Annotated in this window: 12 protein-coding genes; 7 read left to right on the plus strand and 5 right to left on the minus strand. The window is 52.1% G+C overall.

Features of this window, described 5'->3' with window-relative positions; all coding sequences use genetic code 11:
• The first annotated feature begins 3 nt into the window (after positions 1-3).
• From OLG56_RS11090 to OLG56_RS11110, 5 genes are all read left to right on the plus strand, one after another.
• Positions 4-3,744 (plus strand): nitrate reductase subunit alpha, encoded by a 3,741-nt coding sequence (locus OLG56_RS11090; RefSeq protein WP_061377320.1) that lies wholly within the window; start codon positions 4-6, stop codon positions 3,742-3,744.
• Entirely contained in the window at positions 3,741-5,285 is a 1,545-nt protein-coding gene (gene narH / locus OLG56_RS11095; protein WP_000702592.1) for a nitrate reductase subunit beta, read from the plus strand. Before OLG56_RS11090 ends, narH begins: the two co-directional genes overlap by 4 nt.
• On the plus strand, positions 5,285-5,980 hold the full coding sequence (gene narW / locus OLG56_RS11100) for a nitrate reductase molybdenum cofactor assembly chaperone (RefSeq protein WP_001166288.1): 696 nt from the start codon (positions 5,285-5,287) through the stop codon (positions 5,978-5,980). The genes narH and narW overlap by 1 nt, the downstream gene beginning before the upstream one ends.
• Positions 5,977-6,657, plus strand: coding sequence for a respiratory nitrate reductase subunit gamma (gene narI, locus OLG56_RS11105; protein WP_000617106.1), 681 nt, complete (start codon positions 5,977-5,979; stop codon positions 6,655-6,657). Before narW ends, narI begins: the two co-directional genes overlap by 4 nt.
• Before the next feature lie 106 nt (positions 6,658-6,763).
• Positions 6,764-7,657, plus strand: a complete 894-nt coding sequence (locus OLG56_RS11110) for a PhzF family isomerase (protein WP_058214743.1) — start codon at positions 6,764-6,766, stop codon at positions 7,655-7,657.
• A gap of 35 nt (positions 7,658-7,692) precedes the next feature.
• On the opposite strand, the gene nhoA is transcribed toward OLG56_RS11110, so the two are convergent.
• Together nhoA and steA are read right to left on the minus strand one after the other, a co-directional pair.
• Entirely contained in the window at positions 7,693-8,538 is an 846-nt protein-coding gene (gene nhoA, locus OLG56_RS11115; protein ID WP_000200329.1) for an N-hydroxyarylamine O-acetyltransferase, read from the minus strand.
• A gap of 283 nt (positions 8,539-8,821) precedes the next feature.
• The gene (gene steA / locus OLG56_RS11120) at positions 8,822-9,454 is read right to left on the minus strand and encodes a type III secretion system effector SteA (RefSeq protein ID WP_061377319.1); all 633 of its coding nucleotides are present in this window, start codon (positions 9,452-9,454) and stop codon (positions 8,822-8,824) included.
• Positions 9,455-9,966: 512 nt separating this feature from the next.
• Here steA and ansP point away from each other — a divergent pair.
• Positions 9,967-11,460 carry an L-asparagine permease gene (ansP, locus tag OLG56_RS11125; protein ID WP_000857112.1) on the plus strand — a complete coding sequence of 498 codons (1,494 nt, stop codon included), beginning with the start codon at positions 9,967-9,969 and terminating at the stop codon, positions 11,458-11,460.
• A 76-nt stretch (positions 11,461-11,536) separates the two neighbouring features.
• Here the strand turns inward: ansP and OLG56_RS11130 are convergent, their stop codons facing one another.
• Both OLG56_RS11130 and yncE read right to left on the minus strand, forming a co-directional pair.
• Positions 11,537-11,758, minus strand: coding sequence for a YgdI/YgdR family lipoprotein (locus OLG56_RS11130; protein WP_000732362.1), 222 nt, complete (start codon positions 11,756-11,758; stop codon positions 11,537-11,539).
• A 144-nt stretch (positions 11,759-11,902) separates the two neighbouring features.
• Entirely contained in the window at positions 11,903-12,964 is a 1,062-nt protein-coding gene (gene yncE, locus OLG56_RS11135) for a 7-bladed beta-propeller protein YncE (protein WP_000550636.1), read from the minus strand.
• 263 nt (positions 12,965-13,227) lie between these two features.
• Between yncE and pqqU the strand changes: the two genes are divergently transcribed.
• Positions 13,228-15,348, plus strand: a complete 2,121-nt coding sequence (gene pqqU, locus OLG56_RS11140) for a TonB-dependent receptor PqqU (protein WP_061377318.1) — start codon at positions 13,228-13,230, stop codon at positions 15,346-15,348.
• A 55-nt stretch (positions 15,349-15,403) separates the two neighbouring features.
• Here the strand turns inward: pqqU and mcbR are convergent, their stop codons facing one another.
• Positions 15,404-16,069, minus strand: coding sequence for a colanic acid/biofilm transcriptional regulator McbR (mcbR, locus tag OLG56_RS11145; protein WP_001119593.1), 666 nt, complete (start codon positions 16,067-16,069; stop codon positions 15,404-15,406).
• Between the last annotated feature and the right edge of the window lie 203 nt (positions 16,070-16,272).

Below are 16,272 nucleotides of genomic sequence, written 5' to 3' on the forward strand. Positions count from 1 at the left end.
GTCATGAGTAAACTGTTGGATCGCTTTCGTTACTTTAAACAAAAAGGCGATACCTTTGCCGACGGCCATGGTCAGGTGATGTATACCAACCGCGATTGGGAAGACAGTTATCGCCAGCGCTGGCAGTTTGATAAGATCGTGCGCTCAACCCACGGCGTCAACTGCACGGGCTCCTGTAGCTGGAAAATTTATGTCAAAAACGGTCTGGTGACGTGGGAAACTCAGCAAACCGACTACCCGCGCACGCGTCCCGATTTGCCGAACCATGAACCGCGCGGCTGCCCGCGCGGCGCCAGCTACTCCTGGTATCTCTATAGCGCCAATCGTCTGAAATACCCTCTGGTGCGTAAGCGGCTGATAGAACTGTGGCGCGAGGCCCTTTCCCGGCACAGCGATCCGGTACTGGCATGGGAATCGATAATGAACGACCCGCAGAAATGCCAAAGTTACAAACAGGTGCGCGGACATGGCGGCTTTATTCGTTCGAACTGGAAAGAGCTGAATCAGCTCATTGCCGCCGCTAACGTCTGGACAATCAAAACCTATGGCCCGGATCGTGTGGCGGGGTTTTCACCTATTCCAGCAATGTCGATGGTTTCTTACGCCGCCGGAACACGTTATCTGTCATTGCTTGGCGGTACTTGTCTGAGCTTCTATGACTGGTATTGCGATCTTCCGCCCGCGTCGCCAATGACCTGGGGCGAGCAGACTGACGTGCCGGAGTCCGCCGACTGGTATAACTCAGCCTACATTATTGCCTGGGGCTCTAACGTGCCGCAGACGCGTACCCCGGACGCCCACTTCTTTACCGAAGTGCGCTACAAAGGCACCAAGACAATCGCCATCACCCCGGACTATTCCGAAGTCGCTAAACTGTGCGATCAGTGGCTGGCGCCAAAGCAAGGTACAGACAGTGCGCTGGCGATGGCCATGGGTCACGTCATTTTGAAAGAGTTTCATCTCGATAATCCCAGCGACTATTTCCTTAACTATTGTCGCCGTTATACCGACATGCCAATGCTGGTCCTGTTGGATGAGCGCGCAGACGGCAGTTATGTACCGGGGCGTATGATGCGCGCGTCGGATCTGGTGGATGGACTGGGAGAAGCCAATAATCCGGAATGGAAAACCGTCGCGCTCAACAGTACGGGCGAACTGGTCGCGCCCAACGGTTCTATCGGTTTTCGCTGGGGCGAAAAGGGAAAATGGAACCTGGAACCGGTGGCGGCGGGCGTCGAAACTGAACTGTCGCTCTCTTTACTCGGTCAGCATGATGACGTGGCGGGTGTCGCTTTCCCCTATTTTGGCGGCAACGAAAACCCACATTTTCGCAGCGTACGGCAGGAACCGGTGCTGGTACGTCAGTTACCGGTGAAACGCCTGGATCTGGCGGACGGTAGCGAGCGGATGGTCGTCAGCGTTTACGATCTGGTGCTGGCTAATTATGGGCTGGATCGTGGTCTGGATGACTGCCATAGCGCCAATAATTATAACGACGTAAAAGCCTACACGCCGGCCTGGGGCGAACAGATTACCGGCGTGCCGCGTCGACATATCGAAACTATTGCGCGTGAATTTGCCGAGACCGCCCATAAAACTCACGGTCGCTCAATGATCATCCTCGGCGCGGGAGTGAATCACTGGTATCACATGGATATGAATTACCGTGGGATGATTAACATGCTGGTGTTCTGCGGTTGTGTTGGACAAACCGGCGGCGGCTGGGCGCACTATGTCGGCCAGGAGAAGCTGCGGCCGCAAACCGGCTGGCTGCCGCTGGCCTTCGCGCTGGACTGGAATCGCCCGCCGCGTCAGATGAACAGTACCTCGTTTTTCTACAACCATGCCAGCCAGTGGCGCTATGAAAAACTGACTGCGCAAGAGTTGCTGTCGCCGCTGGCCGATCCGGCTAAATTTTCCGGACACCTGATCGATTTCAACGTGCGCGCGGAACGTATGGGCTGGCTACCCTCGGCGCCGCAGCTTAATCTTAACCCGCTCAGCGTGAAAGCGAGCGCCGATAAAGCCGGGCTGTCTGCGGCGGATTATACCGTGCAAGCGTTGAAATCAGGCGCTATCCGTTTTGCCTGCGAACAGCCTGACAGTGGTCATAATCACCCGCGAAATTTATTTGTCTGGCGCTCTAACCTGCTCGGCTCCTCCGGGAAAGGTCATGAGTACATGCTCAAATATCTGCTGGGCACCGACAGCGGTATCCAGGGCGAAGCGCTGGGCTCCAGCGAAGGAATTAAGCCTGAAGAGGTGGAATGGCAGTCCGCCGCGATTGAGGGCAAGCTCGATCTGTTGGTCACGCTTGATTTCCGTATGTCCAGTACCTGTCTGTTTTCCGATATCGTTTTGCCGACTGCCACCTGGTATGAAAAAGACGATATGAATACCTCGGATATGCATCCGTTTATCCACCCCCTTTCCGCCGCGGTCGATCCTGCCTGGGAATCCAAAAGCGACTGGGAAATCTACAAAGGTATCGCCAGCGTCTTTTCTGAGGTGTGTGTCGGACACCTCGGACAGGAAACCGATGTGGTGTTACACCCGCTCCAGCATGATTCCCCGGCGGAACTGGCGCAGCCATTTGATATTCTCGACTGGCGTAAAGGCGAGTGCGAACTTATTCCGGGCAAAACCGCCCCCAATATCGTCGTGGTTGAACGCGATTATCCGGCCACCTATGAACGTTTTACCTCGCTGGGTCCCCTGCTGGATAAATTAGGCAACGGCGGTAAGGGGATTGCCTGGAATACGCAAGATGAAGTCGATTTCCTCGGTAAGCTCAATTACACCAAACACGATGGCCCGGCGAAAGGACGTCCGCGCATCGACACCGCGCTGGATGCTTCGGAAGTGATTCTTGCCTTAGCGCCGGAAACCAACGGCCAGGTGGCGGTGAAAGCCTGGCAGGCGCTGGGCGAGATGACCGGGCGCGAGCACACCCATCTGGCCATCAATAAAGAAGATGAGAAAATTCGCTTTCGTGATATCCAGGCGCAACCACGCAAAATTATCTCCAGCCCGACCTGGTCAGGACTGGAAAGCGAGCATGTCTCTTATAACGCCGGATATACCAACGTACATGAACTGATCCCGTGGCGCACGTTGTCGGGGCGGCAACAACTCTATCAGGATCATGCGTGGATGCGCGCTTTTGGCGAAAGCCTGGTGGCATATCGTCCGCCGATTGATACCCGCAGCGTCAGCGAAATGCGAGAAATTCCGCCCAACGGTTTCCCGGAAAAAGCGCTTAACTTCCTGACACCGCACCAGAAATGGGGAATTCACTCCACCTACAGCGAAAACCTGCTGATGCTGACCTTGTCGCGCGGCGGGCCGATTGTCTGGATCAGCGAAGCCGATGCCCGTGAATTGGGTATTGAAGATAACGACTGGATTGAAGCCTTCAACGCTAATGGCGCTCTTACCGCTCGTGCGGTGGTCAGCCAGCGCGTTCCGCCGGGTATGACCATGATGTACCACGCCCAGGAGCGGATTATGAACATTCCGGGTTCGGAAGTGACCGGGATGCGCGGCGGGATCCATAACTCCGTGACCCGGGTCTGTCCAAAACCGACGCATATGATCGGCGGCTATGCGCAACTGGCTTACGGCTTCAACTATTACGGAACCGTGGGTTCGAATCGCGATGAATTCATCATGATCAGGAAGATGAAAAACATTAACTGGCTGGATGATGAGGGCCGGGATCAGGTACAGGAGGCGAAAAAATGAAAATACGCTCACAGGTTGGGATGGTACTGAATCTCGATAAATGTATTGGCTGTCACACCTGCTCCGTCACCTGTAAAAACGTCTGGACCGGACGTGAAGGGATGGAATACGCATGGTTCAATAACGTCGAAACTAAACCGGGTATCGGCTATCCCAAAAACTGGGAAGACCAGCAGGAGTGGCAAGGCGGTTGGGTTCGTGATGTTAATGGCAAGATAAGGCCCCGTCTGGGCGGCAAAATGGGGGTAATTAGCAAAATTTTCGCCAACCCGGTGATTCCGCAAATCGATGATTACTATGAACCCTTTACCTTCGATTATCAGCATTTACATAATGCGCCAGAGAGTAAGCATCAGCCCACTGCCCGCCCTCGTTCACTGATTGACGGAAAACGGATGGACAAGGTGATCTGGGGGCCAAACTGGGAAGAGCTGCTCGGCGGCGAGTTTGAAAAACGCGCCCGCGACCGTAACTTCGACAACATACAAAAGGAGATGTACGGTCAGTTCGAAAACACCTTCATGATGTACCTGCCGCGCCTGTGCGAACACTGCCTGAACCCCAGTTGTGTCGCCACCTGCCCAAGTGGCGCTATTTATAAGCGTGAAGAAGACGGCATCGTACTAATCGACCAGGATAAATGCCGGGGCTGGCGTTTGTGTATCAGCGGCTGCCCGTACAAAAAAATCTACTTTAACTGGAAGAGCGGCAAGTCTGAGAAGTGCATATTTTGCTATCCGCGTATTGAATCCGGCCAGCCGACCGTTTGTTCGGAAACCTGCGTCGGGCGCATTCGTTATCTTGGCGTTCTGCTCTACGACGCCGACAGGATTGAAGAAGCGGCCAGTACCGAACACGAGACAGATTTGTATGAACGTCAGTGCGATGTGTTTCTCGATCCGCACGATCCGGCGGTCATCGAAGAGGCGCTTAAACAGGGCATCCCGCAAAACGTCATCGACGCCGCCCAACGGTCGCCGGTGTACAAAATGGCGATGGACTGGAAGCTTGCGCTTCCGCTGCACCCGGAATACCGTACCCTGCCGATGGTCTGGTACGTACCGCCGCTGTCGCCCATCCAGTCATACGCTGACGCGGGCGGGTTGCCACACAATGGCAATATTCTGCCGGCGGTGGAGACGCTGCGTATTCCGGTACAATACCTGGCCAATATGCTCAGCGCGGGCGATACCGGTCCGGTCATTCGGGCGCTAAAGCGGATGATGGCGATGCGCCACTACATGCGCTCGCAGACGGTTGAAGGCGTGACGGATACCCGCGCCATTGAGGAAGTCGGTCTGAGCGTACAACAGGTTGAAGAGATGTATCGCTACCTGGCGATTGCCAATTATGAAGATCGTTTTGTCATTCCCACCAGCCACCGGGAAATGGCGCGCGACGCCTTTCCGGAGCGCAACGGCTGCGGCTTTACTTTTGGCGACGGTTGTCACGGCTCGGATACCAAATTCAACCTGTTCAACAGTAGCCGTATTGATGCCATCAATATCACCGAAGTACGTGATAAAGCGGAGGGGGAATAATGCAAATCCTCAAAGCGATTGGCCTGTTGATGGAGTATCCGGACGACGAGTTGTGGGAATGTCGGGATGAAGCGCTTGCCCTTATCCAGCACGATGCGCCAATGCTGGCCGACTTCACTCGCGAGCTGCTTTATGCGCCGTTACTGGATAAACAAGCAGAATGGTGTGAAGTGTTTGACCGAGGGCGCGCCACTTCATTGCTGTTATTCGAGCATGTTCATGCGGAGTCCCGCGATCGCGGCCAGGCGATGGTCGATTTGTTAAGCCAGTATGAAACCGTGGGCCTCCAGCTCAACTGCCGCGAACTGCCGGATCACCTGCCGCTCTATCTGGAGTACTTAAGCGTGTTGCCGGAAGCGGAAGCTCGCGAGGGATTACAGAATATTGCCCCTATTCTGGCGCTGCTGGGCGGTCGTCTGAAACAGCGAAGAGCGCCGTGGTATCAACTGTTTGACGCCCTGCTGACGCTGGCGGGCAGTACGCTTACAAGTGACAGTGTCACCAAAAAAGTTATTCAGGAATCGCGGGATGATACCCGTCAGGCACTGGATGCCGTCTGGGAAGAAGAACAGGTGAAGTTTATCGAAGATAACGCCACGACCTGTGACAGTTCACCGTTACACCATTATCAACGACGCTTTAGCCAGGACGCGGCGCCGCAGTACGTCGACGTCAGCGCGGGAGGCCCGAAATGATACAGTACCTGAACGTCTTTTTTTACGACATCTACCCCTATATTTGCGCCACGGTATTCTTCCTTGGCAGTTGGCTGCGCTATGACTACGGACAATATACCTGGCGCGCGTCGTCCAGCCAGATGCTGGATAAGCGCGGGATGGTGATATGGTCGAATCTGTTCCATATTGGCATTCTGGGAATCTTTTTTGGCCATCTGTTCGGGATGCTGACGCCACACTGGATGTATGCCTGGTTCCTGCCGATTGCGGTAAAACAGCAGATGGCGATGATCCTCGGCGGCGTGTGCGGCGTATTAACGTTGATCGGCGGCGCGGGATTACTGTGGCGTCGTCTGACCAATCAGCGTGTGCGGGCGACATCCACTACACCTGATATTATCATCATGAGCATTTTGCTGATTCAGTGCCTGCTTGGCCTGAGCACTATTCCGTTTTCGGCGCAATATCCGGATGGCAGCGAAATGATGAAGTTGGTGGGCTGGGCGCAAAGTATTGTCACCTTCCGCGGCGGGTCTTCGGAAATGCTGAGTGGTGTGGCGTTTGTTTTCCGCGTTCATCTGGTGCTGGGAATGACTATTTTCCTGCTCTTCCCGTTCACCCGTCTGGTTCATGTCTGGAGCGCGCCGTTTGAGTATTTCACCCGTCGCTACCAGATTGTTCGTACCCGCCGCTAATTCTCTTTGCCCGGGGCGTACGCTTACCGGGCAAAGAAAAACGCATGGGCGTCGTCATTCGGCAACGCGCAGGCTATGATGATTCTTCAGCCAAAGGAGAACATCAATGAAACCGCAGATTTACCATGTTGACGCCTTCACCAGCGAACCCTTTCGCGGCAACTCTGCTGGCGTTGTCTTACATGCGGATACGCTAAGCGACGCGCAGATGCAGCTGATTGCCCGTGAACTTCGTCACTCGGAAACCGCCTTTTTGCTAAAAAGCGAAGAGAGTGATGTGCGCATACGCTATTTTACACCGACAGTAGAAGTCCCCATCTGTGGTCATGCCACCGTGGCCGCGCATTATGTTCGGGCAACGGTACTGGGATTGGGAAACACCACCGTCTGGCAAACCTCGTTAGCGGGCCGTCATCGCGTTGAAATTCATGCCGAACACAACGACTATCGCATCACGCTGGAACAAGGTCAGCCCTCTTTTGAACCACCGCTAGTCGGAGAGATTCGGGCTGCCATCATCACCGCACTGAACCTGACTGAAGATGATATCGTGCCGGGAGCGCCAATTCAGGTGGCTTCAACAGGACATGCAAAAGTGATGATCCTGCTCAAACCAGACGTTGATATTGATGCCCTTTCTCCTAATCTGGCAGCCCTGACGGCAATCAGCCAGAAAATTGGCTGTAACGGCTTTTTTCCTTTCCAGATTCGTCCGGGAAAAAACGAAACCGATGGGCGAATGTTTTCTCCGGCGATAGGGATTGTGGAAGATCCGGTAACGGGAAACGCCAATGGCCCGATGGGGGCATGGCTCGTCCATCATGGCCTGATGGCGCATGACGGTAAAACGCTGCAGATTCAAGGCCATCAGGGGCGCGCTTTAGGCAAAGAGGGTACTGTTGATGTTACCGTCACCATTCGCGATAACCAGCCGGAAAACGTCACCATCTCCGGCCAGGCGGTCATTCTGTTTCATGCCGAATGGGCCATTACTTTTTAATCGTTGTCAGGCCCGCAAATCCTCGCGGCAAAAAACTATTTTCCCGCCTCCGGATGGGTATCAAATGCAGCCATTACCGCGGCCAGCTCCGCCTCGGTAAAACCGTGCTTTACATCATTTACGCCGAGACCAAACTGCTGCTGAAGTAACTGATACAACGACGGTACATCCGGTACATTGACCTGTTCAACGGCATGTCCCTGGTGGTAACGCGTGAAGTGGAAATTCGTTAATGTCAGCTTGCCGCCATCAGGCAAATGGCGGCACATCAACAAATGATGACGAAAATGGGATTGCGGCCAGTGAGCCGACCAGAAATTGCCCATCACATGATCGCTCTGCTGCTGCACCCCCAGATCAAAACAGTACATCGACTGCCAGTGCTCATGGTGGCGGAATTGTAAAATCCATGTGCTCCCCTCCTGCATCAGGCGGTATTCGCCATGCGGCGTTTGCTGAGCAATTTCAGCCTGCAGACGAAGCGGCGCGGTTAGCGTTTGGCCGCCAAACCCCACGTCCGCGATCCACTGCTCGTCCTCAACATCAACCAGCAGCAAACGGTGCGTGCGCGGCGGTAAACTGGCGGGATGAGACAGAATGACCCGCCCCAATAAGCTTCGGACGTTAAAACCGATGTCGCGTAACGCACGTTCAAACAGGCCATTCAGTTCAAAACAGTATCCACCACGTCGGGCATAAAGCAGTTTCTCCTCTAATGCCGTCTCATCGAGCTGTATTTCACGAGGCAGTAGCACATCCAGATTTTCAAAAGGAATCGCGCAGTTGTGCGCTAAGTGAAGCGTTCTGAGCGCTTCAACCGTAGGAACCCCCAACGGCTGACAATGTAATCGCGTAAAATAAGCATGTAAAAAAGAGGTCATCTGAGGCTTCCATTAACATTAATGCTTGCGTTCGGCACACAGGCTGAGGCGGATATCGCTGCGCAACAGGATACCCTATCCGTGGAATAGCGTTGGATACTTTTGAAAAAAATAAGACAGGCCGACTGTCGCACCGGAGGTACGTGGAATTTTGGCGTACAAACGGAAATCGGGTTCTGAGAATCGCTTTGCGACACGCCGCCAAAATAGCGGCGTGTTAAAATTTTTAACGCCAGCTCAGCGAGTCTGATTTCTAACAAAACTGGCTAAACATAAGCGCTTTTTAATACTTGTCTAAATAGTTATGGTAACGATCTTTTATGTCGGCCGCCCGTTGCGCTTTCGCCTCCGGCATGTCGCTGGCCCGAGCGATATAATGTTCTAAACTCGGAATGGCGCCTAATGCCTGAGGTAAGGCATTATATGCTGCTATTCGTTCTCTGACGGTTTTATGGTCTTTATCAATATCATAATGATAGTACGCTGGCGCTTCTAAAAAGCCCTCTTCCAGTCTCATACAAATATCTTCAAAGGTTCCCTCAACCTCAACGGAATGTTCGCCATCCGATATCCTGACGATTGGCTTACCTCCAGCTATCAGCGAGAGTTGTTCGAATATTAACCTCCGACCATCAGAAAGCTCGACATCTATAGCATACAGTCCATCACATACAGCATCAGCAAGGTGATCATGGATATTCCCTGCATTGGCACAGAACTCCTCAACTTTAGGCGTAACATTGCAATAATGTTCAATTACTCTTGTAAATCCGTAGGCCAGTCCTGCGGTAAGCACATACAAGATGCCTTTCATGATTTTTGTTGATAATTTATTTTCATAATCTCCTGCAGCAACATGAGGTAGCTTATTTCCTGATAAAGCTCTGGCATAGGTAGAAACTGATGTATGTGGCATATCCTACTCCTTCAAATTTTGCTCAATAGCTTTATATGTCCTACTCCTCTCTCATTATGACGATATGTCAATCAACAAAATTGCTCAAAGGCATACATTTTCAGGAGAAAATGAGAATAACAGGCGCAACGGCCTTATCTTATGCTGCTTCAATATCGTCAGGTGGTTTATCGTTCGAGGTCATATCTATGACCATAAATCCCACCAGGGATTAACGCTGGTTAATTATTGCGCAACGCAATCACTGCCGATTTGTGCTGAAAGCTTATCTGGCTGAATCGTGACCACACCGCACCACATCTGACCACAAAAATAAACTCGACATCCTCATTTTGTTCTTTCCGTATGTTTTGCGTCATTTAACAATTGCAGGTAGGATGCTCCGCCGGCGGTTTTATCCCTGTCACAGAATCAGGGAAAAGCGGCATTCGCCATTGCAGGCAATCGATTGGTGAGCGCCCGTCGCGGCATAAGGAATTTTTCTGTCAGGACAGGCTATAACAGGTAACGTAATGAAAACACAGACTACGCACGCCGCAGAACAACATGCGGCGAAACGACGCTGGCTGAACGCCCATGAAGAGGGGTATCACAAAGCGATGGGGAATCGTCAGGTTCAGATGATTGCTATCGGCGGCGCGATTGGCACCGGTTTATTTTTAGGTGCAGGCGCCCGATTGCAAATGGCCGGACCGGCACTGGCGCTGGTCTATCTGATATGCGGCATTTTTTCTTTTTTCATTTTACGCGCGCTGGGCGAACTGGTATTGCATCGCCCTTCCAGCGGGAGCTTCGTCTCCTACGCCCGTGAATTTTTGGGTGAAAAAGCGGCCTACGTCGCAGGCTGGATGTACTTTATTAACTGGGCGATGACCGGGATCGTCGATATCACCGCAGTGGCGTTATATATGCACTACTGGGGCGCATTTGGCGACGTTCCGCAATGGGTGTTCGCGCTCGGCGCGTTAACCATTGTCGGTACCATGAACATGATCGGCGTAAAATGGTTTGCCGAAATGGAGTTCTGGTTCGCGCTGATAAAAGTACTCGCCATTGTTATCTTCCTGGTGGTAGGCACGATTTTTCTCGGTACCGGTCAACCACTTGAGGGTAATGCCACCGGTTTTCACCTGATTACAGATAATGGCGGCTTTTTCCCGCACGGCCTGTTGCCCGCGCTGGTACTGATTCAGGGCGTGGTGTTCGCTTTTGCTTCGATTGAACTGGTCGGTACCGCCGCTGGGGAGTGCAAAGATCCACAGACGATGGTGCCAAAAGCCATCAATAGCGTGATCTGGCGTATTGGTCTTTTCTATGTAGGATCGGTCGTATTGCTGGTTTTGCTGCTGCCGTGGAACGCCTACCAGGCGGGGCAAAGTCCGTTTGTCACCTTCTTTTCTAAACTTGGCGTGCCTTATATCGGCAGTATTATGAATATCGTGGTGTTAACCGCCGCGCTTTCCAGCCTGAACTCCGGGCTTTACTGTACGGGGAGAATTTTACGTTCAATGTCGATGGGGGGTTCCGCGCCGAAATTCATGGCGAAAATGAGCCGTCAGCATGTGCCCTATGCGGGTATTCTGGCGACTCTGGTGGTTTACGTGGTTGGCGTGTTCCTGAATTACCTGGTCCCCTCCCGCGTGTTTGAGATCGTTCTTAATTTTGCCTCGCTCGGCATTATCGCATCGTGGGCGTTTATCATGGTGTGCCAGATGCGTTTACGCCAGGCGATAAAAGAAGGCAAAGCCGCAGACGTCAGTTTTAAACTGCCCGGCGCGCCTTTTACCTCCTGGCTAACGCTGCTGTTTTTATTAAGCGTGCTGGTTCTCATGGCGTTTGACTACCCGAATGGAACTTACACTATCGCCTCGTTGCCGCTGATCGCCATTCTGCTGGTCGCCGGCTGGTTTGGCGTGCGACGTCGTGTGGCGGAGATCCATCGCACTGCGCCAGTGACGGCGGATTCGACAGAGAGTGTCGTATTGAAAGAAGAAGCAGCGACATAACATTCCCCTTCCCCGGCAGTCCCAGGCCTGCCGGGTTTAATGCGCGTTGCCGCCAACACCGCATCGCGCCCAATGCTTAGTCAGCCTTAATCAACTGCGCCACATCATTGCTGTTAATTTCCCGCTGGTTGCCTTCCTGATCGGTATAACTGGTCATCCCCGTCTCTTTATCTAACTGCGGCTTACCCTGAGTTACGATCGTTTGCCCATTTTTCGTCGTCATCACATAGTTGGTTGTGCAACCCGCAAGCATAAAAAACATCATGCCCAAACCTGAGCATATAAATAACTTTTTCATATTTTCCTCGTGAATATAATGAGTTAACTACAGCAAAAAGGCAGTGTAATTCTCACAGAATCATCAGGCTATCGGCGGGGTGTAACGAGGCGTATCGGTGCGTTTAAAGAGATGACTGGAGGGGTTTCCCCCTCCATACCCTATTTACAGAGCAATGCGAATAACATCATCCGGCTGCGTCGCTTCCTGTTCACGTGTCGATTTCTGCTTCACGCTGACGTAGAGCGTTTTACCGTCTGCCGATAGCGCCAGACTATTCGGGTACGTCGGCGTATCGAACGTTTTAACAACGTTATAGGTCTTCGCATCGATCACGCTGACCTGCCCTGCCTGACGATGTGTCACATACGCCTCGTTACGTGTCGGGTTAAACAGGACGGCCAAAGAAGCAGGCGCCGCGATTTTGGCAAGAATATTGCCATTACGGGTATCGACAACCAGAACCTCAGTCGCCTTCGAGTCGGTGATAAACGCGCGATGACCTGCGGTATCGAGACTCAGGTTAATAAAGAAGTGTTCTTTACCGTCATCCAGCAACTTCTTACGACTGAGAATTTTATTGCTGGCGGTATCGATGGTGATAAATTCGCCATCCGCATTGGTGGTGTACAGGCGTTGCGCTTTACTGTCGAGCGCCAGACCCGTACTCATTTTGCCGGTATTTTCGATCGTCGTTTTCAGTTTGATGGTTTCGCCATCCACTACCCAAATAGCACTCTCTTTACCAACACCGCTAATGTAGATCGTGTTGGTCGCCGCATCGGCAACCAGCTCACGGGGCTGTAACGGACGAACCTCTTCAGTACGTTTGCGCGCATCAAGTACCAGACGACCTTTTACATCACCCGTTTTGGCATCAATCGCGGTAACAGCGCTGTTAATGGTATTGCCAAACCACAGCGTTTGGGTCGCAGCATTGATGGTGGCGCCGAACGGCTTGAGATCGTTATGAATCGCTTGCGTGATTTCCAGCGTCACCGGGTCGAGACGATAAACTACGCCGCCTTTATCCAGTTTACGGCTTTGCGATGTAGCCAGCCAGAGCGCGTTTTCTTGCTGACTCCAGGCCATCTCATAAGCGCCTTTGCCTACCGCTTTACGCAGCATGTCTTCCGCCGCCAGCGTGCTAAATGAGGATGCGACGAGGAGCGAACCTAACAATAAAGAACCACGCAGGCGCGGCGAAAAAAGATGACGTAAGTGCATGACGACTCCCTTTGATCAAAACGTGTATAGCTGCTTCACACTACTTCACTGCGCGGGATCTTCGTTCCGCACTTATTATAAGTTGAGAATAATAATCATTATTTATCAGAAAGTGGAGCTTTTCCTCGCCTGCGAATGTCATGGCTCTTAAATACCGCACATTTTCTTAACTTAATGTGCGATTAAAATTTCAAAACTTTACATATTGACTACCCTTAATGTCACGTTTTCCGTTGATACGCTTACATTTATCCGGCATTTTCATGAAAATTATTTCCGTTAGACAGCGACTTTATCCCGCCCTCTTATTGCCTCTGACCTTCTCCCCGGTTCTTCAGGCCGCCAGCGCGCCCAATGAACAAACCATGATAGTCACCGCAACGCCGCAAAGCGTATCCGAACTGGATACACCTGCCGCCGTTAGCGTCATTGAGGGAGAAGACATGCGTCTGGCGACGCCGCGCGTCAATTTATCTGAGTCTTTAACCAGCGTCCCGGGATTGCAGGTGCAGAACCGGCAGAACTACGCGCAGGATCTGCAAATCTCTATCCGTGGATTTGGCTCGCGTTCCGCCTTTGGCGTGCGCGGCATTCGTCTGTATGTTGATGGCATTCCCGCCACCATGCCGGATGGACAAGGCCAGATTTCGAATATTGATATTAACAGCATACAAGACGTTGAAGTGTTACGCGGCCCCTTCTCAGCGCTATACGGCAATGCTTCCGGCGGCGTAATAAATGTCACCACCGAAACCGGGAGACAGCCGCCCACCCTTGAGGCCAGCAGCTACTACGGCAGTTATGGAAGCTGGCGCTATGGGCTAAAAGCCACGGGCGCGATGGGTGACGGCACACAGCCTGGCGACGTGGATTACACGGTATCGACTACCCGTTTCACCACCCACGGCTACCGCGATCACAGCGGCGCGCGAAAAAATCTGGCTAATGCCAAACTGGGCGTGCGCCTTGACGATGTCAGTAAACTCTCGCTGATTTTTAATAGTGTGGACATTAAGGCGGACGATCCCGGCGGACTCACCGAATCTGAATGGAAAGCCGATCCGCAACAGGCGCCGCGCGCTGAACAGTACAATACGCGTAAAACCATCAAACAAACTCAGGCAGGATTGCGTTATGAACGTCAGCTCAGCGCGCAGGATGATATCAGCGTGATGGCCTACGCCGGAGAGCGGGAAACCACGCAATACCAGTCTATTCCCCTGGTGGCACAGCTAAAACCAGCCCAGGCTGGCGGCGTAATTACACTGCAACGCCACTATCAGGGCATTGATTCCCGCTGGACTCACCGGGGAGAATTAGGCGTGCCAGTCACCTTCACTGGCGGATTAAATTATGAAAATATGAGCGAAAACCGCAAGGGTTACAATAACTTCCTTCTCAACAACGGCACCCCTGAGTTTGGGCATAAAGGCGATTTACGCCGGGATGAGCGTAACCTGATGTGGAATGTCGATCCTTATCTGCAAACCCAGTGGCAGCTTACGCAAAAACTCTCGCTGGATGCTGGCGTGCGCTACAGTTCCGTGTGGTTCGATTCTAACGATCACTATATCGCGCCCGGCAATGGCGATGACAGCGGCGACGCCAGCTATCACCACTGGCTACCCGCTGGATCGCTAAAATATGCGTTAACTGACGCCTGGAATCTCTATCTTGCTGCCGGTCGCGGATTTGAAACTCCCACTATCAATGAGCTTTCTTATCGCACTGACGGCCAAAGCGGGTTCAACTTTGACCTCAAACCGTCGACCAATGATACGGTGGAAGTCGGCAGTAAGACGCGGATTGGCAATGGCTTGTTGACCGCCGCGTTATTTCAAACCGATACCGATGATGAGATTGTCGTCGCCAGTAGTATGGGAGGACGCACTACCTACAAAAACGCGGGCAAAACACGCCGCCAGGGCGCAGAACTCTCGTTGGACCAGCGCTTCGCCGGCGACTGGCGGGTGAAAGCATCATGGACCTGGCTGGATGCGACCTATCGCAGTAACGTTTGCCAGGGGCAAAACTGTGATGGAAACCGGATGCCCGGCATCGCCCGTAATATGGGATTCGCCTCATTAGGTTTTATCCCGGATGAGGGGTGGTACGCCGGAACAGACGTTCGCTATATGGGCGATATCATGGCCAATGATGAAAATACCGCCAAAGCGCCTTCGTATACCGTTGTTGGACTAAATACAGGGTATAAATTTAATTACAGTCAGCTTACCGTCGATATTTTTGGGCGGGTAGATAATCTATTTGATAAAGAATATATCGGTTCGGTGATCGTTAATGAATCTAATGGCCGATATTATGAGCCAGCGCCAGGGCGTAACTATGGCGTGGGGATTAATCTGGCATGGCAATTTGAATAAATATCCGGCAAATATCCGGCAATAGCGGGGAATCCCCGCTATTGATAAGCCATAGTTACATGACGTACTGATTTTTAATCGTCGCTACGTTTTGTTGCAAAACGTTCTGTAGGCAGTGGCGACTGGCTTCTTTATCACCAGTCACTAACGCATTAAGCAATTTTCTGTACAGATTAACGCCGTTTTGATAATCATCAAGTTTAAAATTATCATATAAAAAATGCAGGCTTGGCCCCAGGCGTACCCATAATTGCTCGATCATGGCATACAGCGTTGGCATATCCGCGTAGTGGTAGATCTCAAAGCGGAATGCGCGGTTGGCCAAAAGAATTTTCTCCATAACGCCACTTTCCAGCGCCTGTTGAAATTCATCTAATAGCGCATTCAGCGTCTGCTCGCGATCCGGGGTAATCTTACCCGCAGCGGCGACCACCGCCATCTCCTCCAGGGCAGTACGAATCGTATTAATTTCCAGCAAACTTTCCAGCGAGATCTCCGGCACCATAAACGCCTGTGCTGGCGCCACCGCCAAAGCACTGGAAGAGACCAGCCTTAACAGAGCCTCACGCACCGGCGTAATACTGACGCCTAACTCTTGAGCGATATTTTTAGTGATAAGCCTTGCGCCTGGTTTTAATGCGCCAATAGACAATTGATGCTTTAACCGATTTTCAACCTGTGTGGTCAGGCTTATATGTTGTGTTTTTTCCGTACCCGGCATTTTCCTTCCTTCACCTCTTGGCAGAACAACATCGCAATCGAGTCCCGAAGAAGTTTCGGAACTTAATTGTAAAAAAGATAATCCAGGCCTGAACGGCCAAATAAATAAAAGTGATAATTTACTTGCGTGATATTCTCATCTTTTACAACAATACAGGTTTCTTTATGGCAACCGTTTTATCTCCGTCATTCCTTCATGTATCG

Origin of the sequence: Salmonella sp. 2018103 (assembly GCF_026247685.1) — a bacterium.
GTDB lineage: Bacteria > Pseudomonadota > Gammaproteobacteria > Enterobacterales > Enterobacteriaceae > Salmonella > Salmonella enterica.

What these genes read in the sequence shown, in the direction of transcription:
- OLG56_RS11090 (WP_061377320.1), top strand. Translation starts at nt 4, where the DNA reads ATGAGTAAACTGTTGGATCGCTTTCGTTACTTTAAACAAAAAGGCGAT.
- narH (WP_000702592.1), top strand. Translation starts at nt 3,741, where the DNA reads ATGAAAATACGCTCACAGGTTGGGATGGTACTGAATCTCGATAAATGT.
- narW (WP_001166288.1), top strand. Translation starts at nt 5,285, where the DNA reads ATGCAAATCCTCAAAGCGATTGGCCTGTTGATGGAGTATCCGGACGAC.
- narI (WP_000617106.1), top strand. Translation starts at nt 5,977, where the DNA reads ATGATACAGTACCTGAACGTCTTTTTTTACGACATCTACCCCTATATT.
- OLG56_RS11110 (WP_058214743.1), top strand. Translation starts at nt 6,764, where the DNA reads ATGAAACCGCAGATTTACCATGTTGACGCCTTCACCAGCGAACCCTTT.
- nhoA (WP_000200329.1), bottom strand. Translation starts at nt 8,538, where the DNA reads ATGACCTCTTTTTTACATGCTTATTTTACGCGATTACATTGTCAGCCG.
- steA (WP_061377319.1), bottom strand. Translation starts at nt 9,454, where the DNA reads ATGCCACATACATCAGTTTCTACCTATGCCAGAGCTTTATCAGGAAAT.
- ansP (WP_000857112.1), top strand. Translation starts at nt 9,967, where the DNA reads ATGAAAACACAGACTACGCACGCCGCAGAACAACATGCGGCGAAACGA.
- OLG56_RS11130 (WP_000732362.1), bottom strand. Translation starts at nt 11,758, where the DNA reads ATGAAAAAGTTATTTATATGCTCAGGTTTGGGCATGATGTTTTTTATG.
- yncE (WP_000550636.1), bottom strand. Translation starts at nt 12,964, where the DNA reads ATGCACTTACGTCATCTTTTTTCGCCGCGCCTGCGTGGTTCTTTATTG.
- pqqU (WP_061377318.1), top strand. Translation starts at nt 13,228, where the DNA reads ATGAAAATTATTTCCGTTAGACAGCGACTTTATCCCGCCCTCTTATTG.
- mcbR (WP_001119593.1), bottom strand. Translation starts at nt 16,069, where the DNA reads ATGCCGGGTACGGAAAAAACACAACATATAAGCCTGACCACACAGGTT.